At 64.9% G+C, this 23,814-nt stretch carries 28 protein-coding genes; 16 read left to right on the top strand and 12 right to left on the bottom strand.

Features of this window, described 5'->3' with window-relative positions; genetic code table 11:
- The 9 genes from F2Q65_RS17660 to F2Q65_RS17620 all read right to left on the bottom strand — a co-directional run.
- A partial coding sequence (locus tag F2Q65_RS17660; protein ID WP_170265798.1) for a helix-turn-helix domain-containing protein occupies window positions 1–371 on the bottom strand: 371 nt, incomplete at its 3' end.
- Between the two features lie 295 nt (window positions 372–666).
- Window positions 667–1,077: a GtrA family protein gene (locus tag F2Q65_RS20465; protein ID WP_150094722.1), complete on the bottom strand. Its 411-nt coding sequence runs from the start codon at window positions 1,075–1,077 to the stop codon at window positions 667–669.
- 2 nt (window positions 1,078–1,079) lie between these two features.
- Window positions 1,080–2,093: a glycosyltransferase gene (locus tag F2Q65_RS17650; protein ID WP_246156337.1), complete on the bottom strand. Its 1,014-nt coding sequence runs from the start codon at window positions 2,091–2,093 to the stop codon at window positions 1,080–1,082.
- Window positions 2,094–2,145: 52 nt separating this feature from the next.
- Complete coding sequence (locus F2Q65_RS17645) at window positions 2,146–3,933, bottom strand: ArnT family glycosyltransferase (RefSeq protein ID WP_150094721.1); 1,788 nt, start codon at window positions 3,931–3,933, stop codon at window positions 2,146–2,148.
- A 311-nt stretch (window positions 3,934–4,244) separates the two neighbouring features.
- Window positions 4,245–5,165, bottom strand: coding sequence for a hypothetical protein (locus F2Q65_RS17640; protein WP_150094720.1), 921 nt, complete (start codon window positions 5,163–5,165; stop codon window positions 4,245–4,247).
- Between the two features lie 12 nt (window positions 5,166–5,177).
- Window positions 5,178–6,521, bottom strand: coding sequence for a Y-family DNA polymerase (locus F2Q65_RS17635; protein ID WP_150094719.1), 1,344 nt, complete (start codon window positions 6,519–6,521; stop codon window positions 5,178–5,180).
- A gap of 9 nt (window positions 6,522–6,530) precedes the next feature.
- Complete coding sequence (locus tag F2Q65_RS17630; RefSeq protein ID WP_211354083.1) at window positions 6,531–6,920, bottom strand: LexA family protein; 390 nt, start codon at window positions 6,918–6,920, stop codon at window positions 6,531–6,533.
- Between the two features lie 218 nt (window positions 6,921–7,138).
- A complete protein-coding gene (locus tag F2Q65_RS17625; protein ID WP_150094717.1) occupies window positions 7,139–7,936 on the bottom strand; it encodes a M48 family metallopeptidase in 798 nt (265 codons plus the stop codon).
- Window positions 7,937–8,038: 102 nt separating this feature from the next.
- Window positions 8,039–8,539, bottom strand: coding sequence for an H-NS family nucleoid-associated regulatory protein (locus F2Q65_RS17620; RefSeq protein ID WP_150094716.1), 501 nt, complete (start codon window positions 8,537–8,539; stop codon window positions 8,039–8,041).
- A 445-nt stretch (window positions 8,540–8,984) separates the two neighbouring features.
- On the opposite strand from F2Q65_RS17620, the gene F2Q65_RS17615 reads away from it, so the two are divergent.
- The 5 genes from F2Q65_RS17615 to F2Q65_RS17595 all read left to right on the top strand — a co-directional run bounded on the left by F2Q65_RS17615 (window position 8,985) and on the right by F2Q65_RS17595 (window position 12,970).
- Window positions 8,985–10,103, top strand: a complete 1,119-nt coding sequence (locus F2Q65_RS17615; RefSeq protein WP_342782263.1) for a DUF4236 domain-containing protein — start codon at window positions 8,985–8,987, stop codon at window positions 10,101–10,103.
- A 2-nt stretch (window positions 10,104–10,105) separates the two neighbouring features.
- On the top strand, window positions 10,106–11,107 hold the full coding sequence (locus F2Q65_RS17610) for a hypothetical protein (RefSeq protein ID WP_150094714.1): 1,002 nt from the start codon (window positions 10,106–10,108) through the stop codon (window positions 11,105–11,107).
- A gap of 108 nt (window positions 11,108–11,215) precedes the next feature.
- Window positions 11,216–11,767: a hypothetical protein gene (locus F2Q65_RS17605; protein WP_150094713.1), complete on the top strand. Its 552-nt coding sequence runs from the start codon at window positions 11,216–11,218 to the stop codon at window positions 11,765–11,767.
- Window position 11,768: 1 nt separating this feature from the next.
- Window positions 11,769–12,644 carry a gamma-glutamylcyclotransferase gene (locus F2Q65_RS19555; RefSeq protein WP_170265796.1) on the top strand — a complete coding sequence of 292 codons (876 nt, stop codon included), beginning with the start codon at window positions 11,769–11,771 and terminating at the stop codon, window positions 12,642–12,644.
- A complete protein-coding gene (locus F2Q65_RS17595; protein ID WP_211354081.1) occupies window positions 12,614–12,970 on the top strand; it encodes a hypothetical protein in 357 nt (118 codons plus the stop codon). The genes F2Q65_RS19555 and F2Q65_RS17595 overlap by 31 nt, the downstream gene beginning before the upstream one ends.
- A 142-nt stretch (window positions 12,971–13,112) precedes the next feature.
- On the opposite strand, the gene F2Q65_RS17590 is transcribed toward F2Q65_RS17595, so the two are convergent.
- Window positions 13,113–13,577: a LexA family protein gene (locus F2Q65_RS17590; RefSeq protein WP_150094712.1), complete on the bottom strand. Its 465-nt coding sequence runs from the start codon at window positions 13,575–13,577 to the stop codon at window positions 13,113–13,115.
- Between the two features lie 83 nt (window positions 13,578–13,660).
- Complete coding sequence (locus F2Q65_RS17585) at window positions 13,661–14,371, bottom strand: outer membrane protein (RefSeq protein WP_150094711.1); 711 nt, start codon at window positions 14,369–14,371, stop codon at window positions 13,661–13,663.
- A gap of 336 nt (window positions 14,372–14,707) precedes the next feature.
- Here F2Q65_RS17585 and F2Q65_RS17580 point away from each other — a divergent pair, with 336 nt between their 5' ends.
- The 5 genes from F2Q65_RS17580 (at window position 14,708) to F2Q65_RS17560 (ending at window position 18,176) form a co-directional block, all read left to right on the top strand.
- A complete protein-coding gene (locus F2Q65_RS17580; RefSeq protein ID WP_246156335.1) occupies window positions 14,708–15,109 on the top strand; it encodes an HU family DNA-binding protein in 402 nt (133 codons plus the stop codon).
- 23 nt (window positions 15,110–15,132) lie between these two features.
- Window positions 15,133–15,546, top strand: coding sequence for a DUF4124 domain-containing protein (locus F2Q65_RS17575; protein WP_150094710.1), 414 nt, complete (start codon window positions 15,133–15,135; stop codon window positions 15,544–15,546).
- A gap of 62 nt (window positions 15,547–15,608) precedes the next feature.
- Window positions 15,609–15,806 (top strand): hypothetical protein, encoded by a 198-nt coding sequence (locus F2Q65_RS17570; protein WP_150094709.1) that lies wholly within the window; start codon window positions 15,609–15,611, stop codon window positions 15,804–15,806.
- An 80-nt stretch (window positions 15,807–15,886) separates the two neighbouring features.
- The gene (locus tag F2Q65_RS17565) at window positions 15,887–17,815 is read left to right on the top strand and encodes an HIRAN domain-containing protein (protein ID WP_150094708.1); all 1,929 of its coding nucleotides are present in this window, start codon (window positions 15,887–15,889) and stop codon (window positions 17,813–17,815) included.
- Between the two features lie 7 nt (window positions 17,816–17,822).
- Window positions 17,823–18,176: a hypothetical protein gene (locus F2Q65_RS17560; protein WP_150094707.1), complete on the top strand. Its 354-nt coding sequence runs from the start codon at window positions 17,823–17,825 to the stop codon at window positions 18,174–18,176.
- 49 nt (window positions 18,177–18,225) lie between these two features.
- Here F2Q65_RS17560 and F2Q65_RS17555 read toward each other — a convergent pair whose 3' ends face one another.
- Window positions 18,226–18,822: a class I SAM-dependent methyltransferase gene (locus F2Q65_RS17555; protein WP_246156333.1), complete on the bottom strand. Its 597-nt coding sequence runs from the start codon at window positions 18,820–18,822 to the stop codon at window positions 18,226–18,228.
- A gap of 124 nt (window positions 18,823–18,946) precedes the next feature.
- Between F2Q65_RS17555 and F2Q65_RS17550 the strand changes: the two genes are divergently transcribed.
- From F2Q65_RS17550 to F2Q65_RS17525, 6 genes are read left to right on the top strand one after another with little or no spacing between them, the layout of a single operon-like run.
- A complete protein-coding gene (locus F2Q65_RS17550; RefSeq protein WP_150094706.1) occupies window positions 18,947–19,477 on the top strand; it encodes a hypothetical protein in 531 nt (176 codons plus the stop codon).
- Window positions 19,477–20,628, top strand: a complete 1,152-nt coding sequence (locus F2Q65_RS17545; RefSeq protein WP_150094724.1) for an HNH endonuclease domain-containing protein — start codon at window positions 19,477–19,479, stop codon at window positions 20,626–20,628. Before F2Q65_RS17550 ends, F2Q65_RS17545 begins: the two co-directional genes overlap by 1 nt.
- Window positions 20,629–20,651: 23 nt before the next feature.
- Entirely contained in the window at window positions 20,652–21,803 is a 1,152-nt protein-coding gene (locus tag F2Q65_RS17540; RefSeq protein WP_150094705.1) for an AcrVA2 family anti-CRISPR protein, read from the top strand.
- A 15-nt stretch (window positions 21,804–21,818) separates the two neighbouring features.
- Window positions 21,819–22,268: a DUF1810 domain-containing protein gene (locus F2Q65_RS17535; protein WP_150094704.1), complete on the top strand. Its 450-nt coding sequence runs from the start codon at window positions 21,819–21,821 to the stop codon at window positions 22,266–22,268.
- 12 nt (window positions 22,269–22,280) lie between these two features.
- Window positions 22,281–23,198, top strand: a complete 918-nt coding sequence (locus tag F2Q65_RS17530; RefSeq protein ID WP_150094703.1) for an HNH endonuclease — start codon at window positions 22,281–22,283, stop codon at window positions 23,196–23,198.
- Between the two features lie 49 nt (window positions 23,199–23,247).
- Complete coding sequence (locus tag F2Q65_RS17525) at window positions 23,248–23,601, top strand: hypothetical protein (RefSeq protein ID WP_150094702.1); 354 nt, start codon at window positions 23,248–23,250, stop codon at window positions 23,599–23,601.
- Window positions 23,602–23,814 lie beyond the last annotated feature (213 nt).

The raw sequence follows: 23,814 nt of genomic DNA, 5'->3' as shown, positions 1-23,814 counted from the left end.
ACCAGCCCCTCCTGCACGGCCACATGCGCCAGAGCGGCTTGCGTCCAATGCGTCTGCACCAGGTTGTACGCACTCGGTGGCTCGCAGGCCAAGGCGATGAGCGAGCAGACCTGCTGCGCCGTGAAGGTCGCCGGTGCGCCCGAACGCGGCGCATCCGCGAGCCGCTCATGCAGCGGCTGACCGTCTGTCGCGCGCCAACGCGCACGCCAGCGCTGTACCGTCGAGCGGCTCAGACCCAGGTGCGCGGCGCTTTGACGCACGTCGACCCCTGCCGCACCCTGGAGAATGATCCGCACCCGCCTGACCAGGCGCTGCGGCGGGCTGTGCTGGCGCTCAATCGCCTCCAACTGTTTGCGGGTTTGGTCGGTCACGTGAATCGCCTCAGCAACACAGAGAGACATTGAAAACAGCTCAAAAGAATGAACAACAACGGTTGTTCAGAATGATACCAAGACCTCTTAAGAAACGGCCTCAGAACTTCTAAGCTGCTGCACTAGCACCCCGTGGAGTCCACTCAATACCGGTTTGTCCATCTGTGGAAAGCCGTGAAGGGGTGAACGCCGGAAGGAAACAGCCAGTTCGGGAGCGCTATCAACTACCAACCACCAACCACGGCACACCACGGTCGCTTAGCCCTCTTACGTCTGTCACATCGGCCGGACCGACTTAATCCTGTGCACTCGAAAACGCAAAATGTCTCGCGCTCGCGAAATTGAAGATCATCGCGATCCCAGACGCAATAGAAAGTGGGATGACTGGCCAGGCTCCTATTCCTGGAACTATCGCGATAACGCCTGCGTATACGCCGAGATTGACGAAGGCTCCCAGAGACTGTGTCGACACGTAACGCAGATACTCTTGCCGTCGGTAACGGCCGACGCGACTCGCGAAGGTGATCTTGCGATTTAAATACCAGGTCGCAGAGACTGCCAAGCCGAACGAAACGCCACGCGCTTCATAAAGCCCCCAACCATGGTTTCGGACCAGGAACGTCAGCACCGCAGCATCGATAACGAAACCGATCCCGCCGACTATAAGGAAGCCCGAGGCCTCGTTCCGCAGCCTACTCCAGTACAAGACTAACCCCTCCGCTCACCTGGCGTCTCGTCCGCAGGGAGTGGTGGTAGGGCGAGATAATAGAGTCGCTTCATCTCGCGACGGCCATGCGAGACCGTATCCACGATCAGCCCACTCGCAAGCGAGAGAAACGCGAGGAGCATCATGCCAGTCGCCAGGATCGCCGTAGGAAAGCGCGGCACCAGCCCAGTTTGAATGTATTCCGCCACGACTGGCACCGCAAGCAGGACCGATCCAGCCGCAAGTACTCCGCAGATCGCAGAAAAAAAAGTCAGTGGCCGTTCCTCCTTCAAGAGATAAACGATGGTACGCAGGATCCGCCATCCGTCGCGGACCGTGTGGAGCTTGCTGATCGACCCCACAGGACGCTCGAAGTACGGCGTTGGAATTTCCGCAACGCGCATTCGCATCTCCAGGGCATGAACAGTCAGTTGGGTTTCGATCTCGAACCCCTCGGAGAGGGCCGGGAAGGACTTGACGTAGCGTCGTGAGAACACGCGGTAGCCGGTTAGCATGTCGCGGAAACGGCTACCAAAGATTGCCGCGACAAGGGCAGTCAGCAGGCGATTACCGAACCGGTGACCCGGGCGATATGCAGCTGAGCCGGTCGCAATTCTCGCTCCGCATACCATATCCAGTTGGTCACTGATCAAGCGCAGGATGAGTCCCGGCGCGCTGGCAGCATCGTAGGTGCCATCACCGTCAGTCAGCAGATAGACGTCAGCGTCGATCTCGCTGAACATGCGACACACGACGTGACCCTTGCCCTGCGTGCTTTCGTACCGGGTAAGGGCCCCCGCGTTCCGAGCGATGGTGGCGGTACCATCCGTCGAGTTATTGTCGTACACGTAAATCTGGGCATCTGGAAGCACGTCGCGAAACTCAAAAATGACCTTCTCGATCGCTGCTGCTTCATTAAAACAGGGGATCAAAACCGCAATACGAATAAGGTCTGTCTGCGCCCTCGGATGCACGTTGCTCATCTGTGCCGACGTGGATTCATATTCATAATGCATGGAAGAGCCTCTTGATTTCGAGGAGCCAAAGGAACAGCTATCGCCGAAGCCTCTAGTTCGGATCGCGCAGCCGCAAGAGCAGGGCTCCATCGGACTCGGAAACCAGCTGGAAATGTTCTAAGAGTCGAGGGTCCCACACCAGTTTTGAAAAGGGCTCGCGGCCGGTATTCACAAGGAGACTGCTGACCCCTAGGGCACGAAGATGATCGGCGAGTGCCGGTGCATCTCCCACGAGCGGTATCACGTCGGCGTAGCGACCTGGTCCGAACCAGTCGCCCCGGATGGAATCCCCGAGATAATAAAGCTGATCCTCGAACCCGAGCTGATACAGCGGCTCCACCGGACGATCTTCGAGGGAGCGGACAAGCGCGTATCCTGGGAACCGCTCCGCAAGCAGCGCGGACCGGTCATCTTCGTGAGGAATGATCTTTTTCGAGAGCTTCGATGCCTCGGTATAGGAAACAATTGCCGCCATTGAAAACACGATCGTGGGCAGATATCGATGCACCTTTAGGGGCGATCGGAGGAGCGCACGTGTCGCGCGTTCGGCCATGCCGGTTTGGGTTGCTGCGGCGATTATTACGTAAGCAGACAGCAGCGCCAGCATCGGGTAGGCCGGGTAGAGGTATCTCGGATAACCCGACGCGAAATACCAGACGCCTACCGACGCGGCTGCAGAAAGGCTCAGGGCGCGGAAGAAGGTGGATGAGTTTCGCCAAAGCAGAGGTGCAGCAAGCGCTATCCAGAAGTACCAGTGCGGGGGTTCCCGCACCCGCTCCAGATCGTAGAACTGGCCAGCGATGTCCTCCGAGGTCCACAACCAAAACCCGAACAGGGGTCCGCCGAAGGGGTGCACTGGGTCCCCGGAAAGGAACCAGTTACGGAGATACCAATAACTGCCAGCGGCGAGGAAGATCAAGATCGCCTTGGCTATAACTGCAGGCCGTCTTTCCACGGCCAAGGCTAGGAGAACAAAAACCGGCAGGTAGAAAAGAGCCTGATATTTTATTCCGACGGCAATGGCAGCAAAGAAAGCAGCAAGATACGAGAAGCGCTCATCGGCCAGATTGGCACGTAGGGCTAAGCTCGCGAAGGCGGAGGTCCAGAAGAGCATCATGCCCAGATCGACGTCTGCCTGATTCCAGGATCCTTTCGTTGCATGCAGAACGAAGACGACTGCAATGAGCCCAACGCGCCGATCGAAGAAGCGGGAGGCGATGCCGAAAGTCAGGATGGCCGTGAGTGCGGCGGTCGAAGCATGGAAAAGGTGCGGTAGCACGTCGTTATCGAATACCAGCGCAGCCCCGTAGAGGAGCTCCATGTTGTACGGGAATAGCGGGTACCGTAACCACTCGTTCAGAACGATGGCACTGTGCTGCGCCCAGAAGCGGGCGTAGGGCAGGTGGTACATCAGTTCATCCCATTCCAGGGGAACCTGCAGCGGCCAGAGTATGATCGGGATAACGAGCACCAGCGCAATTGCAGACCACCACCAAGCGGCGGAGGATATGTGCCGTAGGGAGTCTGCCGTTTGCTTCAGCGAAGCACGTAACGGTCGAGCCCGCAACAACAGCGACAAAACCGCAGCGAATATGCCGGTAGTTAGCAGAAAAACGATTAGTCCCACATCGAAGTGGCCCAATGTTCCGGCGATGAATAGGGCGATCATGATTAGTCCGGTTCCCGCGGCCATGCGTAGCGGCGCCGTCAGCAGGCTGGACTGACCCAGGGACCGGTGCATCCAGGGAGTTAACAGGTAGCCCCAGCCGTATGCTGCAGCAAGAGCAAGACCGAGCAGCGCATACTGCTCGGCGGCAAAAACCAAGTCGGAGATCGGCATGTTATGAGGCGGGTTCCGGGGTGGCAATCAGTGGGTCCGCGGTCCAGGTCGCACGGGCAGGCAGCGAAGGGCTCGATTCGATAGCGATTCTGTACTGGGAGTGCGGCTTGGGACGGACACGGATAGGAAATGCAAGCCGCCTTGAGCGTGTAGGTTGACCCGATAATGCAGGCTAGCGTGAGGTGGGATGCGCCGTCAACACCCAACAGCGGGGCTGACGGACGTCGCACGCGGTGCACACTCAAGAGCACCGGGGCAAGCATCTGCGGCGCAGCACGCCGCCTGGAGACGAGGCCGGGCGCACCGTTTCCCTACAGGAGAAGGCGGCGACTACTAGGCAACGCACTGGTCAAACTCGGAGTCGGGCTCGGGCTGTTTGAGGAGATCCCAGTCCGGGGCCGGTTCGGGAGCATCGTCACAGGCGGGTGTGCCCCGAGCGAGGGCGACCGGAGCGGGTGTGGCGGTTCACCGATGTCGGCGGGCAACGGCACCGCCTTGGCGCCAAGGGATTTTGTCCGCTGTTGGCTTGAGCGCGGACGGTCCACCAGAGGGGCGGGACCTTCCGTTATCAGCGTGTAGCGGTCACTGGCACCGTCATCGGAAGAGTCCGCTTTCCGACGCTCAGGATCACCCATCGCAACACCCCGCCCCTCTGCCTGTCGCCCGTATACCAACCCCCGCCGTCCCGCCATCTCGGCCTGCACCGCCTCGGCGAACTCCCGCTTCACTGCCACCCAGTCCCGCTGCTGGATGCGGATCGGCGCCGGCGTGGGAAAGTCCTTGAACCAGGGGCCATAGGACGGCCGCAGCACCTGCTCGCGCTCGGCGGCGAGCACAGCCAGGTCCGCCTGCTTGACCGCGGGCGGCTCGGGCCAGGCCAGGCCGAAGACCGCGGCGACGACCGCGTTGATGCGGCGCTCCACCTCCTTGTATTCGGGCATGACCTGCTTCAGCGGGCTGACCATGTCGCCGATGTAGGCCTCGGCGGCGGCGTGCAGCAGGCCGTCCAGGCGCAGGTCCGCGGGCAGCAGCTCTGCCACATGCAGCGAGTGCTGGGCGACGCTGTAGGGGAAGCGTGCGGCGCCGTTGAAGCGGTTCATCAGCGAGAGGGAATGCACGATGTCTTCCAGGCGCACCATGTCGGGGGTGGGGGCGCGCAGGTCGAAGGCGATGCCGGAGTAGGTGTGGATGTGAATGGGCGCGGTGGTCATTGGCGGCGGGTGTTGGCTCAATGCTGGGTTCTCTCAGCAGTGTGCCACGGGCAGCTCGTCCCAGCGGGTGGTGTAGCGCGGTGAGCGGTGGTCCTGGCGCCGGGCCCAGCGCGGGGCTGGGCGGGGGTCCGAGCGCGCGGCGGGCCGGGCGTTGGCCAGGTACAGGCTGCCGCGGCCGAAGCGGTCATTGATCTGATCCAGCGCGGCCATGAGCGCCCTGCTCTGCCGGCGGCTGTCGCTGTCGTCGAACAGGCTCGGCTGGGTGTTGGCGGCGGGGCCGAGGCCCAGCAGCAGGACGCCGGCCTTGGTATAGCGCCGATGCTGGCGGTAGATCTGCCGCAGGCCCTGGCAGGCGGCGGCGACCAGCGCGCGGGTGTCGGCGCTGGGCGTAGCGAGCGCAACGCTGCGGCTGGCGGCATAGGGCGTGCTGTCGGTGCGAAACGGGCTGGTCTGGATCTCCACGGCCACGGCGGCGGCTTCGCCCTGCTGGGCGCGCAGCTTCTCGGCGGCGCGGCTGGCGAAGGTGGTGATGGCCTCGGTGAGCTCCCGCAGGCTTGTGACCGGGGCGCCGAAGGAGCGCGAGCAGCGGATCTGCTGCTTGTCCGGGGTCATGTCCTCCAGTGCCAGGCAGGGGATGCCGCGCAGTTCAAGCGCTGTGCGCTCGAGCACCACGGAGGCCTGCTGGCGGATCTGCCGGGGCGCGGCCCGGCGCAGGGCGAGCGCGCTGTCGATGCCGAGCGCTTGCAGCCGCCGTGCGAGCCGTGCACCGACACCCCAGACCTCGCCGACGGCCAGATCGGCCAGCAGCCGGTCGATGTCGGGCTCGGCCAGCGCCGCCAGATCACAGACGCCGTTCCAGCGCGCGTCCTGCTTGGCCAGGTGATTGGCGAGCTTGGCCAGGGTCTTGGTCGGGCCGATGCCGACACAGACCGGCAGCCCGGTCCATTGCAGCACGGTGGAGCGGATGCGCTGGCCAATGGCGGCGGCCGGCTCCGGCAGGCCGCTCAGGTCGAGAAAGCTCTCGTCGATGGAGTAGACCTCCTGGCGCGGGGCGAAGCGCCCAAGGATGCGCATGACGCGGTTGCTCATGTCGGCATAGAGGGCGTAGTTGCTCGACAGCGCGGTGACCTCGCCGGCTGGCTGTGGCGCCCTGCCCGCCTGCAGCCGCCGTTGGGCCTTGAACCAGGGCTCGCCCATGCGCAGGCCCAGCGCCTTGGCCTCGCGCGAGCGGGCGACGATGCAGCCGTCGTTGTTGGACAGCACCACCACGGCGCGCCCTTGCAGGTCCGGGCGGAACACCTGCTCGCAGGAGGCGTAGAAGCTGTTGCAGTCCACCAGGGCAATGCGCGGATCTGGGGAGCCAATGACAGGGGGCATGGCTGGACCTCAGAGCGTCTTGATCACGCGCGTCACCACGCCCCAGACCTGCAGCTCCTGCCCGCCCTGGAAGCGGATCGGGGCATAGTCCGGGTTGGCCGCCTCCAGGCGCACGCCGTCGCGGCCCAGGTGCAGGCGCTTGACGGTGAACTCGCCGTCGACCACGGCGATGACGATGCGCCCGTGGCTGGGCGTCAGCGCCTTGTCCACCAGCAGAACATCGCCGTCGTCGATGCCGGCGCCGGTCATGGAGTGACCGCGCACGCGCAGCAGGAAGGTGGCCTCGGGGTGCGGCACGAGCAGCGCGTTGAGGTCGATGGCCGGCTCTTGGTCGTCCTCCGCCGGCGATGGGAAGCCGGCCTGCACGGGCCAGGTCATGCGCGGCAAGGGGCATGGCATGGCGCGCGCCACCGGGCAGGGTATAGCACCGACCCGGAGAGGCTTGGTTGCGGGCCTGGGGCGGCTGGCTTGGCGGTTGTCGTGGCAGAACGGGGGCGACATCGTGCTGGCGTCCGGGGCGGCAGTGAACGCCGGCAGGTTACGCCAGCGGCCGGGAGCTGTCTATATCGACAGTGACCCGGCCAAGGGGCACCTGTTGTGCAAGTCCGCCTGCGCGTTCAGCGCGCGCAGCGCGGCGCTGGGCGGTCTTCGAGCGCGGCCGCCTGGAGCGCAAGGGCGGCGGGCATGGCAGCCTGCAGGTCGTCGAGCCGGCTGTCGTGAGTGGGATGGGTGGAGAGGAACTCCAACGGCTGTCCCCGGTCGACCGCGGCCATGTTGCGCCACAGGCTCAGGCTCTCGCGCGGATCGAAGCCGGCGCGCGCCATGAGCTCCAGGCCGAGCAGGTCGGCCTCGCGCTCGTGGGTGCGGCTGTAGGGCAGCAGCAGGCCGAGCTCGGCGCCGATGCCGAGCGCCTTGCGCAGCACCTCGTGGCCGAGGCTGCCGGGGTCTTCGGCCAGCAGGTCCACCAGCAGCAGGCCGCCCTGGACCGCGAGCTGTTGGGTCAGGCGCTCGTTGCCATGGTCGGCGCGCACGTGGGCGATCTCGTGGGCGATGACGGCGGCGAGCTGATCGGGGGTGCGCGCGACCTCGAGCAGGCCGCTGTTGACGCCGATCTTGCCGCCGGGCAGCGCGAAGGCGTTCGGGCTCGGGTCCTGGAAGACGGCCACCGACCACTCGCCCCGGGGCGGCGACAGCGCCTCGACCAGGGCGCGGGTGATGCAGGCGATCTCCTCGCGCACGGCCTTGTCCGTCACCAGGGGCTGGGTCTGCAACAGCTCGGCGAAGGTGCGCTCGCCGATCGCGGCCATCTGCTGCTGGGGGATCAGCGTCACCTGCGTGCGGCCGGTTGGTGATTGATCGCAGCCGCCCAATAGCAGCAGCACTGTCAGCGTGAGCCGGAGAGGCAAGCGCAGCATCGGGGTATCGGGCGTTTCAGCGCAGCGATTGGAGGGCAGAAGATCAGGAAAGGGCTCGGTGTAAAGGCCGCCGGTTGACGGCCATTGGCCATAGGTTTTCGATTAGCCCACGACCAGGTTCAAATGCTCGGCCTTGAAGGCGTCGCGCTGTTCCCTGTCGGTGGGATCGAAGCCCTGCGCGAGCATCTTGTTCTTAAGCCATTGCGGGACCGGTCCGCGCTTGTAGGTATTGCTCGGATCGTCTGGATCGACATAGTAGCTGCCGGTGGGCTCGGCACCGCCGCCACGCTTGCGGCCGAGCAGTTGGCTGGCGATGTCGGAGACCTCGTAGCCCCTGGCCTCGATCTGCGCGCGCAGCTCGCGCACGAAATCGCCCTTGGCCTCTTTCAGCTTGACCTTCAGCAGCCGCTCGATCTCGACCTGCTTTTGTGCCATCTCCTGCTGATGCCGCTGCAGCTCATCGATGTCGAGATGCTCGAAGGAATCCATGGATAACTCCCGGGTGTTGTGATCAAAGGCGGGAGTGTAATGCATTTGCTGACACGGCGTCGAAAGAAATCGAACGGCATCCGTCAATGTACCGGCGTATTGATCGGCATCCATTGAGATGGGTTGCGCTTGCTTTTAGGCGTCGTCTGTATCGGGCATTGGGCGCCGTCCTTGCGACGATCAGGCTTGTGTTGCATCGGTTATCGGTGCGCTGTCGGCGCTGTTTTGAGGGTGTCGTATGGCTGATCGCGTGTGAGGAGTTTTTCGCCATTTTGGCGATCAAACGGCTTCGGTTCGTCCATGGTCAGGGTGGTCCCCGGATGCAGCCATGTGCGTGCTTGCTTTTGACGACGAGCGGGGCCGCCGGGGTTCCCGCAAGGTGATCGATGTGGGCCAGGCTGTCGCGTCCGTCGCGCAGGGCTCTGTGTCGCTCAGACGCTTCGGACAGGGGCGATCGCGGCGGCGCGCGACGGCGGTGTCTCCTGCTCTGCCGAGCAGTTAGGCGCGCAGACAGGCGAACAGGCGGGGCTTGGTAGCGTCTGAGCGAAGGGTATGGGCCATGCACGGCGTCCGGCGGACGTCGCTATCGCTGAGTGTAATTTCTCTTCGTCTGCTGGCATACTCTGTGTGGATTCGCTGTTGTCGCAGGGAGGGTGTGATGGGCTTTCGATTCTGGCGCCGCGTGACTCTCGCCCCCGGTGTGAGCCTCAATCTGAGCAAGTCCGGCGCCTCGCTGTCGCTTGTGCCGCGCGGGGCAAAGTACACCATCGGCCCGCGCGGTAACCGCGTCACGGTCGGGCTGCCCGGCACGGGTCTGTACTACACGGTGCAGGAGCCGCGGCGGCGTGGCGGCTCCAAGGCCGCGTCCTCCCAGCCGGTCCCGGCAAAGGACCGGCTCACGCTGGGGTTCTTTCAGCGCCTGGTCACCCCTCCCGAGGAGGCCGCCTTCGTCGATGGCCTACGTACCCTGCACGCGGGCGACGAGGCGTGGGCGTTGGCGCAGCTGGAGGCGGCAACAGACCTGCCGGACGCGGCCTGGACCGCCGGTATGCTGCGGCTCAAGCGTCGCGAGCTCGATGAAGCCCATCGCCACCTGCACACCGCCCTCCGCGGGGTCGATCGCCTGGGGGCGCTGTATGCCAAGTACGGGGTCTCGGCGGACATCGAGCTGCCTGTGACCGCGGAGGTCCGCGCCCACATCGGCCCGCGCGAGCGCGGCACCCGACTGGCCCTGGCCGAGCTGCATCAGCTGCGCGATCAGCCGTTGCTGGCTGAGTTGCATCTGCGCGAGGTCCTCGCGCAGGTACCCGACGATGTGGTGGTCAAGGCGGCGCTGGCGGAGCTGCTGCTCGCAGTCGAGCCGCTGCCGGATGCAGACGCCATCGTGCGTCTGGCCGCCGGTGTAGAGAACGACAGCGCGGTGCATGCGGCGCTGCTGCTCTACAAGGGCCGCGCCCTGATGGCGCTGGGCATGGTTGAGCAGGCGGTGCAGACCTTCACCGCGGCCTACCGGCGCAAGCAAGGTCGCCCGCCCGCGCTCTTGCGCCAGATCCGCTATGACCGCGCTCTGGCCTACAGGGCCTTGGGGCGCCATCGCGACAGCCGCCGCGAGCTGCAGGCGATCTATGCCGAGGACCCGGAGTTCGAGGATGTGGCGGCGCTGTTGGGCTTGAGGTGATGTTGTCGGAGCAGGCGCGGACCACTGCGGTTGTTCGACTGCTGCGTCAGGGGCTGGACCTGAAGCTGCAGTTCGGTGGTACGGCTGAAGCCGAGCGCCATCTCCGCAAGGCCTATGCAACCGCGCGCGACCCTCACCCTCTCTGCTGCCCCTGGCCTCAGATCACGGCCTATCGGTTGGCGCATCTGCTGATGCGCGGTGGCGCTGAAACGTCTTGGTGCGAGGTCGACGCACTCCTCGCCGCGGCCTCCAGCGACGATGTCCTGGGTCCGGCACCGCTCGTCTATCGGCTGATTTCGCTCACCAAGACACCGCCGGCACAAGAAGAGATCGGGACAGCCCGCGCGGATCTTTATCAGCGCGTGCAGCGACTCGTGCGTCAGCGTGCCGCTGGGGGGCTGCGCGCGGTCTCGTATTTCGGGGATGAGCGCCCGTTGCAGCCGGATTGGTTCAACCTGCTCGAGCTTGCCGTCTACGCAACGGGACTGGATTATGCGCCGCTCGAAGGCTGGTGCGATCCGGCCCGGGACCCGTTCGCCGGGCTGGGTTTCGACATTGCGGCCTGGTCCGTCGTGGAGGATGCCGAAAGCGCCACCCTCCGTTATCCCGAGCCTATCGCCCGGCAGCGTTTCGAGGAGCGCCGTAAGCAGCTGTCGCCCTGCCTGGCCGTTGCGTTTATCAGTGCCCGCCAGGTGGTGACGCACAAGCCGGATGGCGCCGAGGCGCGGGATGTGCTCAAGGCAAGACAGGCGCAGGATCTACTCTCGTTGCTGACGGCGCAGCGGTCGCATCTCGGGGGCCATTCGGCCGTCCGTGCGCAAGACTTGACCGGCGAGCGTCGTCAACGCAAGCACCGTTTGTTGCAGGCACTGTCCACCGCCGGCATGGTTCTGGATGAGGCCGCATTCGATCGCTGGTGGGAAGACCCTCGACCCGTGAACCGTCCTTGCTCGGCGCTCCCGATCCTTATGCTGGTCGGCCCGAACGCACTGCCTCACCGTTGACCCTCCCGGTGCTCGGCATCGCCTGTTTTTGTTTTTTCGTGTCACGTCGCCGTCACGCCAGCTCGACTAGTGTGTGCAATGTCCAGCAACCAACGGAGACACAGCACCATGTCAGCACTCACCGCCCATGCCGTGATCGGTATTCCCCATCCCTACGATGACGGCATCATCGTTCAGGCGACCCTTGGTTTCTATGAGAACAGCCGCCCGTCCTGGCAGCTCGACATCCGCAATGACAGCCTGATGCGGCGCCACTTGCCGCGGGAGCCACGGCATGTCTGGATACCAAGCCGGCCCGAGTGCATTCTCGATGAAGGCCTGCTGATGCTAGGCATCTACGTTTGGCGTTTCCCCAAGCTGCGCCGCCGGATGCGCGAACAACTCGGCCTCGACCTGAGCGCCGCTCGGCATGACCTCACCACCTGCGATGGCCCGCAACTGCAATCGCTGTGCGAGGCAGCACGCGCCGAGCCCTGCGACGGCAAGCTCGCCCTCATGGTCCTCGGTGGGTCCTATCTGAACGAGTTGCTGCCGCGCGTCGCGACCTGGCCGCTGCAGGTCGAGGTCTGCACACCGCAGGAGCGGCGGGCACACAGCCAGGATGCGTCGGCACTCGCCATCAGTGGCAGCCGGCTGGCCACCAATCACCGGAGCGACTGAGATGACAGCCCCACTTCCTTATTTCGCCTACGGATCGAATCTGCATGCGGCCGACTGGGCACGCTTCTGCACCCAGCGGGGCTATCGCCACGACGGTCTTGTCCGGCAACACGCGGCCTGGCTGCCCGATCATCGTCCCATCTATCACTACCACTCACGCAGCCGCAACGGCGGGGCGCTGGATGTGACGCCGACGATCGGTCAGGCGACGCCCGGGATGCTGTTTCGGGTCGATACCGATGGCTGGAAGGCCCTGGATGCGAAGGAAGGCGCCTGCTATGCGAGGCAGACCGTCACCGTGCTGACGGAGGATGGCGAGCGGCATGCGGCGCTGACCTACACCGTGCACCCGAAGCATCGCCGACCCGGCTTCGTCGCGCCGACCGCTGTCTACGCCAAGATCGTCGAGTCGGGGCTGCGTGACTTCGGCCTGCCGACGTCGGTGCATGCGCGGGCCGCGGCCGACGAACGGCCCGCACCTGCGGTGCGCCACCTGTTCGTCTACGGCCTGCTGCAGTCGACTCAGTCCTTGGGCAATGCCCTCGACGGCATCGGCCATCGTCAACCGGCCCGCGCACCGGGTCGTCTGTTCGATCTCGGGGCGTATCCCGGTTGGCAGCCGCCGAGCACGCCGGACGATTGGGTCCACGGTGAGCTACTTGAGCTGACCGACCCCGAGACGGCCCTCGCCGAAGCCGATGCGATCGAGGGCTTCCAGGGCCATGACGCCGAGGCGCTCTATCACCGCGTGCTGATCCGTGCGGTCACCGCGAATGCTGGGTCCGCTCTCGCTTGGTGTTACCGATACGCGCGGCCGCTTAGCAGTCGTCCAATAGGAGATGGGCGATGGACGGCGGCCGCGACTTTGGGGCTGTAGAGGGCTTCGTCGCCCCCTCTGCGGAAGTCGAAAGTCAGGTCTGGAGAATCAGGCTCACAAGCATGGCAAAACCTACGTTATACGAATCGGTCATCGTGGAAAGCTATCTGCCGACCAAAACCGCAGGTCTGCATGGCAAGGTCCATATCCGCCCCGTTGCGGGCCAACAGTATCCCCAAACGCTTCATGTCGAGTGCTCGAAAAGTCTCACGCGTGACTACCCAGTCGGGACGCGTTTTCGCATTCAGGCAAAGCTGACCGACCGGGAAGGCGGCGGGCAATTCCTCTATAGCTATTTTGGCTGGCCGGTCGAAGTGCTGGAATGAGACGGTTGTGGGAGCAACTGGCGCCGGGCAAGGCGCTTCAGTGGTGCGGTTATGAGTGGCTTGGTGACAGGGGATCTGGAACTGGCAACCAGGACTTGTGCGTATCCGTGACATCCTTCAATGCCGGCTCGTGCCCACTGCGTCATGCGTTCCGTCGCAGCACTCCGGTCACCACCCCAAGCACCTCGACCGCCTCATGGGGATAGGTGAGCGGGGTCATTTCGGGGTTGGCCGGCTGCAGGCGGATGCCCTCGGGCTCGACATAGAGCCGCTTCAAGGTCACCTCCCCGCCATTGATCAGCGCGACCACGGTGGCGCCGTTCTCGGCGCGCGGGCGCTGGGCGAGCAGGATGAGGTCGCCATCCTCGATGCCGTCCTCAGTCATGGAGTCACCGCGCACCCTGAGCGCGAAGCTGGCGCGGCGCGCGAGGTCTTCGGGGAGGTCGATGGTCTCGGGGTCCTCGATAGCCTCGATGGGCTGGCCGGCGCTGACGGTGCCGAGCAGGGGCAGCGTGGCAAGCGGTTCGTCTTCCAGGTCCAGGGGCGCGGGGTCTGCGGCAAGCACGGTGGAGCAGAGGTGTCGGATGCGGTAGGTGGGCTGTGCCATGGGGTTACCTGGTCTGAGATGGATGACGGCAAGTGGCTGCGCTCAAGGACAGGCTCGCCGTCATTGACGCCGCGAACGGCGGCTCAGAAGCGATAGTTCAGCCCGAGCGTGAGCAGACTCTGGTCTTGTTCGAGCTTGAACCGCTCCGTGAATCCATCAGGATAGTGGAGACTGAACTTCTCATCGCCCAGGTCCATGTAGTTGTACGCGGCAAACACCGTGAGCTGCTTCTGCAGCCGGTGCTCGACGCCGAGGCCAAGGGTCCAGCCCGTGCGGTCGATGTCCTTGGAGACATCGTAGGGCGGGTAGTCATAGCCGGGTGTTGGGTCCGAATCCGTGAATTCGGTCTTGCCCCAGACCATGCCCGCGGTGACATAGCCGAGCGTTTGCGGTTGCAGCAGGTAGCCCAGGCGGGCGGTGAGCGTGCCGATCTGCTGCAGGTCGTACTCGACCCGGTTGTTCGACGAGGTGCCGCCTGGATAGGCGTGATCGGCTTTGGCATCGGCAAACTGCAGTGCCGCCTGTGCGCCAATCACCCACTGCTCGCGCTGATAGTCACAGCCCAGCTGTCCGCCGAGCACGCCGCCAGCGGCCTGCTTCGAGCCGAGGTGCTCATTGGGTATTCCATAGGCCGCATAGAGGCCGGTGCTGCTCATATCCGCCCAGACATAGCCGGCATTGACGCCGGCATAGCAGCCGGTCCAGTCCTGGCTCGATGCGGCCAGTGCGCTGGCGGGCACCGCCAGGATCAGGGTTGCGGCGGCCAGAGGTGTGACGTTCAACGGGGATCTCATACGAGGCTCCTGGGTTCGTCCGATACGGCATAAACCTACCCTGCGACGCAGTGCGCCGGCAGCGACCGGTGACGGGTCCCAACAGCGGCTGGGTGTCGCATCATACCCCTTCGCCCGCAGAGGTTATCAGGGTCGGCGGCGATGGATGCACCAGGCATCTGGCGACGGAGACGGTGTGAGCCCTCGGCTTGTGGCCTTGTGTCGCGCCCTTCATGTTGGCGCCGAGGCGTGCGAGAATGTGTCCGTTGCTCCAGCCGTGCCTGGATGGGTACTCAGCCAATCGAGGGGCGGTGCTACCTTCCCACCAGCGCGGTCTTGCCGCAGAGGATGCGTTCCATGACGGATTTTGCCGAGGTCCCGAGTGACGTGCCCCTGGCGGCGGATGCCGCCGCGTCTCTCGCAACTGTATCGTTGACCCGCACGGATCTGATCAAGCGTCTGGCGGCGCAGCAGCCGCATCTCAGTGTCGAGGATATGGCGCAAGCGGTGCAGACCCTCATCGGGCAGATCACAGTGGCGCTCGTGCGCGGTGAGCGCATCGAGATCCGTGACTTTGGTGCCTTTTCGCTGCGCCACTATGCGGCACGCATGGGTCTCAATCCGCGCACCGGTGAGCCGGTGGCGATACCGGCCAGGCGCGCGGTGTATTTCCGCCCTGGCAAGGCGCTGCGCGAGCGGGTGGCAGGGGGCTGGGCACCTGATGCCGGTGCGTTGGCCAATGACGCTTTGACGACCTAGCTCGCCGTCTCCGGAGGTTTTGCATGCTGCGTCGTTTCGTCTTCGTCGGTCTGCTGCTCGCGACCGCGGCCGATGCGGACACCGTCTACAAGTGCATCGATAGTGATGGCAAGGTGCAATTCACGGATGGCCGTTGTCCCCGCGGCAACCGAGCCCAGGTAGTCGATCTGTCGCAATCCAGGCTGTCGGGTCCGAGTCCGTCGCGCTCCGCATCAAGCAGTCGTTATTCGGTGGAAACCCAGGCACGCGCCATGGAGCTGGATCGCCTGCGCCGTCACGGCAAGTTGCCCGGTGGTTCTGCCTATCGGTCCGCGCCGTCGTCTGAGCCCCCCGACGTCGCGGACATCGACCGTCAGCTGAAAGCGCTCGACGACAAAGAGCGGCGTTTGCGCGAGCTCTTCGGCAATAGCAGCAATTCGATCCGTCAGCGGTTCTAAGGGAAGATCTGGAGCGGATTTATGAACAGCGGGCCGCACTGCAGGGCAAGAAGGCCGAGCGCATGGGCGAGGTCGACCGCGCTCGCTGGCACCAATCGCTTCAGCCGCGCTCCAGCAGCCGGCTCATGAGCCAACAGGAGATCGATGCGGGCATCCGCAAGCAAGGCGGCACGCCTCGCATCGGTGTCGATCCTCAAACGTCGCGCCGGCGGGATGAGCGCCCAGCGTATTCGCCCGGTGACCGGCTGAGCTGGGATTGACGGAGCGCACCCTGAGATCAAATTCGGTCAGGACACGAGCGCTTGCTTTCCTTGTGGTCGATCCCTCACCTGCCGCTGTCATGCCGTCCTTCACCGACATGCCCGTAGCCGTTCCCCGTCAATTTGGCGTCCGCGCTCGCCTCTGGCTGCGCGGCGACTGGCTCGGCGCGGGCGACAGCCAGCCACGGCTCTGGCTGCACCTGGTAGACGGGCGCGTCCTGGCCTTCCTGCTGCCGGAGACGGCGTTTGCAGATGATGCAATCATCAGCCCATTGCTGGCGCAGGTCATGGATGACCGCTGCGGCACCCGTTTGGAGATCGACTGTGCAGGCATGCGCGCCCTGCCGCTCTACGCCGCGCCGGCCGCCCCCATGCCACAGCTCTCCTGGGGCGATCCCCGCCATGCCGTGGCACGGGCGTTCGCGGCCGGACTCGACCAGGAGGTCTTGACCCTGCTGGCCAGCCTCAATAGCCACCGGCACTGGGATTCATTGCGCAACTACAACCGCATTGCGGCACGCGAGCCCGAGCAGCGTCTGCATCGTCTCCAGGCATTGACCCGCTTCCCCCTGCTGGTCGCGCCAATTGTCCTGACCGCGCACCATGTCTTGCAGCACAACGGGGGCAAGCGCCACGCCTGGCGCGTGCGCGACGATCGGGTCATCGCAGCCATTGAGGAGGGACGCGATCTGGTCGGCACGCTCGCGCGGCACTACGACATCTCCAAAGGCTTGGTGCGCGCTACGATCTGCAGATCGATGTGGGGCGCCACCGCGCTATCCCATCGGCGGCTGTTACAGCTGCTCGACGGAATCCCAGCCCATCGCCGCCCCACAACGCCGAAGGCATTCGAGCAGGCGATGCCATTGCTCATCAGCTTGAACCTGCTCGCCGATGATGACGCCGACCTGCGCCGCCTCGGCCGCGCTGCGTTCAGTCAGGGCCTTGCCGCCGTTTGCACCCCGCTACACCGGCACTTCGGGCCCTTGGGGCCGGCCCTCGCCGATTGTCGTGACTTCGCGCAGGCAGCGCTTGCCTGGGCCGAAGCGCATGATGAACGCCCCCGCGGATTGAACGCGAAGCGGCTACAGCTGGCCTGGATCGAGGCACTTGGCTTCCGCTCACTCTTGACGGCATCGCGGCGCTGGCACCGTTGGGCGCTGAATCAGCCCGATGCCGAGGCCGAGGCCGAGGATGCGAGCGCATCGTCAGCGGCGACGGATCAGAGGGTTCTGACACCGATCCTCGGCGCTTACGACGACGATGACGCCCATGCCCGGGAGCTCTGCGATGCGGTCGCCCTACAGCGCGAAGGTGCCGCCATGCACCATTGTGTCGCCAACTATTGGGACGATTGCTGGCGCGAAGGCACCCGCATCTTCGCCTTGCAGCTGCGGCGTGAACGAGCAACGGCCGAGTATGCCTTCTCGCTCGACACAGTGACATTTAGCTTGGCGCAACTGCGCGGCCCCTGCAACGCCGCATGTAGTGATGCGATGAGCGCATTCGCGGAAGCCGTCCAGGAGGCACTCAATGCCCCGGAATGCGCGCTGGCGCGCGGTGCGCTCGCGTTGGACCTGTTCCGGCAGCCTCCTGAGCCGCCAACGAACCGCAGCGCGCCTATCGGGCTTGATCCGGCGAGCCAGCGGGATTTGGCGCGTGTCTTGGCGCCTCTGCGCGAGACGCCCGCGAGCGCTTGGGGGCTCCTGCAGGGCTTCGTCGCCGGCTATCAACATCACGTAGGCCCGGCGGTGGAACCAAACATGCAGGTTGGCGATGCTCTTGAGCTGATCCGTGAACCTGAAAATCCGCATGATCCACTGGCCATCGCTATCGCTTGGCGCGGCGAGCGCATCGGCTATCTTCCGCGACGGCTGAATGTGGGCATAGCCGAACGTCTGGACGCAGGCCGGGCACTGAGGTGCAGAATCGCGCGCTTGGACGAGCAAGCCGCAGCCTGGGGGCGGGTGCAATTCATCGTGCTGGATGAGGTGATCGGGGAGGATTAGGCCCACCATGGGATCGAGCGTGATCGCCACTTGTTCTGCCTGTGGCTACCAGAGTGAGCCCTTGATGATTGGCGGCGGGATGGCCGACTTTCACGCACTTTGTGCCTTTCCGGCGTATTGCGCCAAGGGCAACCATTTGCTGACGATCAATCTCTTTGATGACCCATGCCGTTGCCGCACGCACCGGGCTGTGGCGCTGCCCTACAACGACCCAGCCCTTGTTGGCGAGGCAGGGCGGAACATCGTTGTGAGCTGGAACTTCGATAACCGGACAGCCATCCTGACCGATGGCCGCTATTTCTGTCCTGCGTGTCATCAGAACACACTTAGCTTTGCCGACTATGGTTTGATGTGGGATTAGACAGGCGCAACCTTGTACAGCGTACAGCAGTCCCCGATGCGGGGTATCGTTATCCGAGCATCATTGCATTCAGCCACCGCTCCGCCTCCCGCCCCGGCCGCCGGTCCGCCGTGGTCCATGTCTCCGCCACCGTCAGCTCCGGCACAGCCCGCAGCAGCTCCACCAGCCCCGCCTCGTCGAGATCGGTAAACCGCCGCCCGCGCTGCTCCCGCTCCCCTGCCCCGTATTTGAACGAGGCGTAGAGCACCCCGCCGGGCCTGAGCGCCCGGGCCAGCCGGCCCAGCACCCCGGGCAGCTCGGCCAGGGGCACATGCAGCAGGCTCGCGCAGGCCCAGATGCCGTCGAAGCGCTCCGCCCACTGGACGTCCTGCACGCGCAGCACGGCCACAGGCAGGCCGCAGTGGGCCTCGGCGAGCCGTGCGAGGGGCGCTGAGGGCTCCAGTGCGGTGAGCGCATAGCCGCGCTGGCGGAAGGCCAGGGTGTCGCGCCCGGAGCCGCAGCCGGCATCGAGGATGGCCGCGCCGGGTGGCAGGTGGGCGAGGAAGCGCGCATAGAGCGGCGTCATGTCGACCGCGACAGTCTCGGCGAAGAAGGCCTCGGCGTTTTCGTCGTAGTAGGTCGGTTCGTCGATCAGATCGTGGTTCACGAACGCTGTCCTCTCTGAAGCTCCGCTGCATGGCTATAATGCCATGGGGTCGTGGACGCGCGTTTTTGCAACACCGTGCCCGCGTTTTCCGTACCGATCACCGCCAACGCGCCGAGTCACCAGCATGTCAGACGAAGACGCCATCGCCGCCGATCTGCGCCACGGCCTGCATGCCTTCCAGCCGCGCCAGATCATGGCCACCTTCAATGCGCTGGCCTTTCTCGACGGCACGCGCATCCTGCAGCGGGCCATGCAGACGCTGGAGCACTGCGATCTCGAGGCGCTGGTCGCGGTTGCTGGCGGCGACAGCCAGCTCACGCATGACCTGACCATGGAGGTCTTCCGCGAGAGTGTGCTCGGCTACTGCGAGGCGAAGGGGCTCGAGGTCGAGGATGCGGTCGAGCACGACATCCCCACCTGGCTGGAGGCCTATGCGCCGCTGTTTGCCACAGCCAACCTCAAGCACATGGACGCGGCACTGGTCGAGGACGAGCCGGACCCCGCCCTGGCCCACCGCTCGCTCATCGAGTACCACCAGCGCATCGACTACCCAGCCTGCGAGGACCAGCAGGCGCGCGTCCTGCTCTCGGCCTGGGAGTCGGTCGAGACGCTGATCGGCTTTCTGGTCACGGACGTCTCCGCGGCCCGGTCGTGATGGTCGCGGCCGGCCAGCCATTGCCGGATGACGCGGGGCTCAACATCGCCGCCCTGAGCCGGTTGTTCCAGCACACCACCAACTCCTACAAGTTCGTCTTCTTCCTCGCGCTGCTGGACCTGCTCGCGCGCCACCGCTTCGATGCCGAGCGGCCCTACACCTATGCCGAGATCACCATCGAGATGCTCTCGATCGCCTGGTTCGCGCATACCTACTTCAAGCTGTCGTTCGGCGCCCAGGACACCATCGCCAAGAAGCTCGATGCGCTGGACCTGGCGCTCGGGGATGCCGAGACGCTCACCGCCAACGACCGCAAGCGGCTGCGCGCGGCGCTCGGAGGCTGCGACCTCGGGGAGGCGGCGCGACTCATGGACTTCGTGCCCTACCGGCTGCAGATTCCGTTTCTCACGGAGCACCTGCAGGGCGTCGACAAAGGCGCCTGGATGGTCTTCGAGCGCGCCATGCCGGCGATCACCAATGCGCACTTCGCCACCGCCCGGCCGCTCTACCGCTACGACAGCGACGACTGGAAGACCTGCGCGAGCCTGCGTTGGCACCCGGACTGGGTGGCCTACCTGGAGCGGCACTTCTCGATCATCCACGGCTGGGCCGCCTGGCACTGGCTGCAGTACATGCAGCGGCGCAATCCGGCCACGCCGGCCATCGCCACCAAGCTCTTTCCGCCGGCCAAGCGCGAGTCGCTCTCCGGCCAGACCCGGTACTGGCGCGAGATCCTGCGCCAGGCACCGGCCGGGCTGCGCTGCATCTACTCCGATCAGCCGCTCACGCCCGAGGCCTTCGCGCTGGACCACTACCTGCCCTGGTCCTTCGTCGCCCACGATCAGCTCTGGAACCTGATCCCGGTACCGCGCGAAGTGAACTCCTCAAAATCCAACAAGCTCCCGGACGGCGACTACTTCCGCGACTTCGTCGACTTTCAGTACGCTGCCCTGCAGATCGCGAAGCGCGCGTTCCCCGAGCGGCAGTTCGAGCGCTTCGCCGAGGACTATCTGGCGGACCTGCACCTGACGTCGGTCGAGGCGCTGCTGAGCTACGGCGAGCTGTACCGGGCCTATGATCAGACCATCGGCCCGCTGATGACGCTGGCCGCCAACCAGGGCTTCACGCCGGGCTGGCACTACGAGTCCTAGAGCGCGCCTGCGAGACCGACCCCATGGACCGACTGAACGACGCCAGCCTCATGTCGCTGCCCCATCCGGTGCGCATCGACGCCGTGCTGGACCAGCCAATGGACACCCTCGTGTTCGAGACCACGGGCGTGATGCCGGCGCTCAAGCCGTATCTCACCGACGGGCAGGCCACCACCGAGTGGATCATCAACCACGTCCCGGGCATCTACGCGATCGCCGAAGTGCATTTCGGCCTCATCGGCGGCGCCAACATGGGCAGCTTCGTGCTCACCGTGGTCCGGGCTCGCCTGCGCGCGCATGGTGACCCCATCGTTCAGGTCACGCCCGCGCTGCAGGCCATGCTCACCGAGACGGACCTCGCAGCGGAGCTGCCGGCGGGGTTCTTCCGCAGCCCCTATCCCATGGTCTATATCGAGCTCGCGCGGCCCAACGCGCTGCAAGTGGCCAACAAGGTCTCCGGGCTGCATGAGTGCGAAGGCGCCTATATCGGCACCTACGAGCTGCCCGCGGGGCATGAGGTCTTTCGGACTGCGGCCCGCAATCGGGCGCTACACCTCGATCCGACCAAGCCGGTCCGGGTCATCGAGGTCGTCATCACCGGCTCGCCGATCGGCAAGGCCAACGCCCTCGATGACGCCTCGCAGGACATCATGCTGCTGGTCCAGGACGAGGATGAGTGCCTGCGCGCGGTGCTGGACCGGCACATCGCCTGGTTCAACGAGCCCGCCGCCTACGCCCATCCCGGCATGGCGCCGCTGGACCCAGACGACGTGGCGCTGGTCAAGCCCGTGGTCGAGCAACTGGCCAAGGTACTGCTGTATCTGAATCTGACGGATGCGGAGAAGCTTCGCGTGACCGAGCGTTCCGATCTGCTGGAGAAGATACGTGGGCTCGGGCCGAAGAAGGCGGCGAAGTTCAGGCGGCGCATGGCGGGTGCTTACGACCGCATCGTCATCGGGCCGGCCGCATTGCCGGAGCCCGAGGAGCCGGCGGGTACCGGGGGGGGTGGTGAGGCGCACCGCAGCATCAAGGCGCATTGGCGCCGGGGGCACTTCCGCACCATCCGCTATGGCGAGGGGCTCGCCAAGCGCCGGCTGGGGTGGATCAAGCCGGTGCTGGTGAATGCAGGGCAGGCGTTTGGGAGCGTGAAGGCGAAGGCGTATGTGGTGCGGTGATTGCGTGAGCTCGCGATGACAGACGCCAATGATCCGCATGACCTGGACCGCTTCGTTCGGGCGCAAGAGCACGACTCCGAGCGCGTCCTCGCCGAGATCCGCAACGGCCGCAAGCGGTCGCACTGGATGTGTTACATCTTTCCGCAGCTCGACGGGCTCGGCTTCAGTGCGATGGCCCGCCGCTATGCCATCCGCAGTCGGGCAGAGGCCGAGGCCTATCTCGCCCACCCAGTGCTCGGGCCACGTCTCTTGACCTGCGCCGAGGCCGTGCTCGCCGTCGAGGGCAAGTCCGCACAGGAGATCTTCGGTTCACCCGATGACCTGAAACTGCGCTCCTGCGCGACGCTGTTTGCGCAGGTCTCGCCAGGAGGCTCGGTGTTTCACCGGCTGCTCGAGGCGTACTTTGGGGGCAAGGCGGATGATCGGACACTGGCCTTGCTGGGCGATAGGCGCCTGACAGGATGATCAGCGAAGTTCATGGACCGCGACCATCAGATTCGTCTTGCCGCCTTTAGTCACTGCGCGCAGCTGCTGCGAACTCATGCGGGGGCCGTGCCATGGGCCGCGATCCAGCCGGGCTTTCGCTTCGAGGGCGAGCAGGTCTATCTCGGTAGTACCCCGCGGGGCATCCACCGGCCGGTGCAGATGCAGCGCGGCATCCTCAGCATCAAGACCACCAAGCCGAAACTAGGGCGCACCGCCCGCTACGACGATGCACTGAGCGATGACGGCTACTTCAGCTATGCCTTTCAGGGCACCGATCCCGGCAACCGCGATAACCGGGCGCTGCGGGAGACCTTCGAGGACCAGACGCCGTTCCTGTACTTCTACGGCTTGGTCCCTGGCATCTACGAGATCCTGTTTCCCTGCTACGTCACTGTCTGGGATGCGTCCGCGCTGCGATGCACTGTCGCTGTCGGGAGTGCCTACGACATCGCAGCGCCGGCCGATGGTCGCATGGTCCAGCCGCCGATCGATCGGCGCTATACCACCGTCGAGGCCAAGGTACGGCTGCATCAAGCCGAGTTCCGAGAGCTGGTGCTCGGCGCCTACGATCGGCGCTGTGCCGTCTCAGGGCTGCCGCTTCCGGATCTGCTGGAGGCCGCGCACATCATCCCGGACCGGGATGTGCGGGGGCGTCCCGAGATCAGCAATGGCCTGTGTTTGTCGACTATCCATCACCGCGCCTACGATGCCAATCTGTTGGGGATCGATCCGGACGGGCGCATCCATGTCGCCGAGGCGGTGCTGGCCCAGCATGACGGGCCGACGCTGGAGGCGGCGCTCAAGGGCATGCACGGGCGGCAGATTCGGCTGCCGCGGTATGTCGAGGATCGACCGAATCGGGATTTTTTGGCGGAGCGGTATGCTGGGTTTTGCACAGCTGGTGGTTAGGGCTACATTCTGATTCTTTCGAGTATTGCTGTTGCCTGGAGTATGTCGTATGACGAAGACTGAGCGAGCCTGTCAGATCTGGTCCGTGCTTGCCTGGGCGGCCAAGAATCGCCAATCACTGACCTATGGCCAATTATCTCGACTCATTGGGGTGCCCGCGGCTGGGCTGGGCAAGCTGCTCGAGCCCATCCAATCCTATTGTTTGGTCTCCGAGCTTCCACCCCTGACCATCCTCGTCGTTCAGCAGGACTCCGGTTTGCCCGGTGCTGGCTTTACCGGCGCGTTAGCAGCAGAGCTTGCCAGCAAGCAGATGGACGTGTTCGCCTACGATTGGCTGGACCATGGAAACCCGCAGCCGGATAAGTTCGAGGCGGCTGTCAATGCACGGCCGTCGAACGGCTGAAGGCATGTAGCGGCAACACATCAGGAGATTCACCATGCCGGGCTCGACGTTCCAGACCAACCCCTACGATCTGTACAAGCTGCTGGAGGACTGCCACCGCGGTGTGCTACAGCTGCCGGATTTCCAGCGCAGCTGAGTTTGGGACGAGGACCGCATCAAGAGCCTGATCGCCTCCGTTTCCCGGGCCTTTCCCGTCGGTGCCCTGATGACGCT

It is taken from the genome of Thiohalocapsa marina (assembly GCF_008632335.1).
GTDB lineage: Bacteria > Pseudomonadota > Gammaproteobacteria > Chromatiales > Chromatiaceae > Thiohalocapsa > Thiohalocapsa marina.
The sequence above is the reverse complement of the archived record's forward strand: the minus strand, read 5'-3'. Positions and strand labels throughout refer to the sequence as shown.

Coding starts and splice junctions, on each gene's coding strand:
- F2Q65_RS17630 (WP_211354083.1), bottom strand. CDS start 6,920: ATGCCATGCCCCTTGCCGCGCATGACCTGGCCCGTGCAGGCCGGCTTC.
- F2Q65_RS17645 (WP_150094721.1), bottom strand. CDS start 3,933: ATGCCGATCTCCGACTTGGTTTTTGCCGCCGAGCAGTATGCGCTGCTC.
- F2Q65_RS17635 (WP_150094719.1), bottom strand. CDS start 6,521: ATGCCCCCTGTCATTGGCTCCCCAGATCCGCGCATTGCCCTGGTGGAC.
- F2Q65_RS19555 (WP_170265796.1), top strand. CDS start 11,769: ATGACAGCCCCACTTCCTTATTTCGCCTACGGATCGAATCTGCATGCG.
- F2Q65_RS17605 (WP_150094713.1), top strand. CDS start 11,216: ATGTCAGCACTCACCGCCCATGCCGTGATCGGTATTCCCCATCCCTAC.
- F2Q65_RS17650 (WP_246156337.1), bottom strand. CDS start 2,093: ATGCATTATGAATATGAATCCACGTCGGCACAGATGAGCAACGTGCAT.
- F2Q65_RS17625 (WP_150094717.1), bottom strand. CDS start 7,936: ATGCTGCGCTTGCCTCTCCGGCTCACGCTGACAGTGCTGCTGCTATTG.
- F2Q65_RS17595 (WP_211354081.1), top strand. CDS start 12,614: ATGGACGGCGGCCGCGACTTTGGGGCTGTAGAGGGCTTCGTCGCCCCC.
- F2Q65_RS17570 (WP_150094709.1), top strand. CDS start 15,609: ATGGGCGAGGTCGACCGCGCTCGCTGGCACCAATCGCTTCAGCCGCGC.
- F2Q65_RS17540 (WP_150094705.1), top strand. CDS start 20,652: ATGGACCGACTGAACGACGCCAGCCTCATGTCGCTGCCCCATCCGGTG.
- F2Q65_RS17585 (WP_150094711.1), bottom strand. CDS start 14,371: ATGAGATCCCCGTTGAACGTCACACCTCTGGCCGCCGCAACCCTGATC.
- F2Q65_RS17590 (WP_150094712.1), bottom strand. CDS start 13,577: ATGGCACAGCCCACCTACCGCATCCGACACCTCTGCTCCACCGTGCTT.
- F2Q65_RS17580 (WP_246156335.1), top strand. CDS start 14,708: ATGACGGATTTTGCCGAGGTCCCGAGTGACGTGCCCCTGGCGGCGGAT.
- F2Q65_RS17545 (WP_150094724.1), top strand. CDS start 19,477: ATGGTCGCGGCCGGCCAGCCATTGCCGGATGACGCGGGGCTCAACATC.
- F2Q65_RS17550 (WP_150094706.1), top strand. CDS start 18,947: ATGTCAGACGAAGACGCCATCGCCGCCGATCTGCGCCACGGCCTGCAT.
- F2Q65_RS17560 (WP_150094707.1), top strand. CDS start 17,823: ATGGGATCGAGCGTGATCGCCACTTGTTCTGCCTGTGGCTACCAGAGT.
- F2Q65_RS17535 (WP_150094704.1), top strand. CDS start 21,819: ATGACAGACGCCAATGATCCGCATGACCTGGACCGCTTCGTTCGGGCG.
- F2Q65_RS17525 (WP_150094702.1), top strand. CDS start 23,248: ATGACGAAGACTGAGCGAGCCTGTCAGATCTGGTCCGTGCTTGCCTGG.
- F2Q65_RS17620 (WP_150094716.1), bottom strand. CDS start 8,539: ATGGATGCCGATCAATACGCCGGTACATTGACGGATGCCGTTCGATTT.
- F2Q65_RS17575 (WP_150094710.1), top strand. CDS start 15,133: ATGCTGCGTCGTTTCGTCTTCGTCGGTCTGCTGCTCGCGACCGCGGCC.
- F2Q65_RS17530 (WP_150094703.1), top strand. CDS start 22,281: ATGGACCGCGACCATCAGATTCGTCTTGCCGCCTTTAGTCACTGCGCG.
- F2Q65_RS17565 (WP_150094708.1), top strand. CDS start 15,887: ATGCCGTCCTTCACCGACATGCCCGTAGCCGTTCCCCGTCAATTTGGC.
- F2Q65_RS17615 (WP_342782263.1), top strand. CDS start 8,985: ATGCACGGCGTCCGGCGGACGTCGCTATCGCTGAGTGTAATTTCTCTT.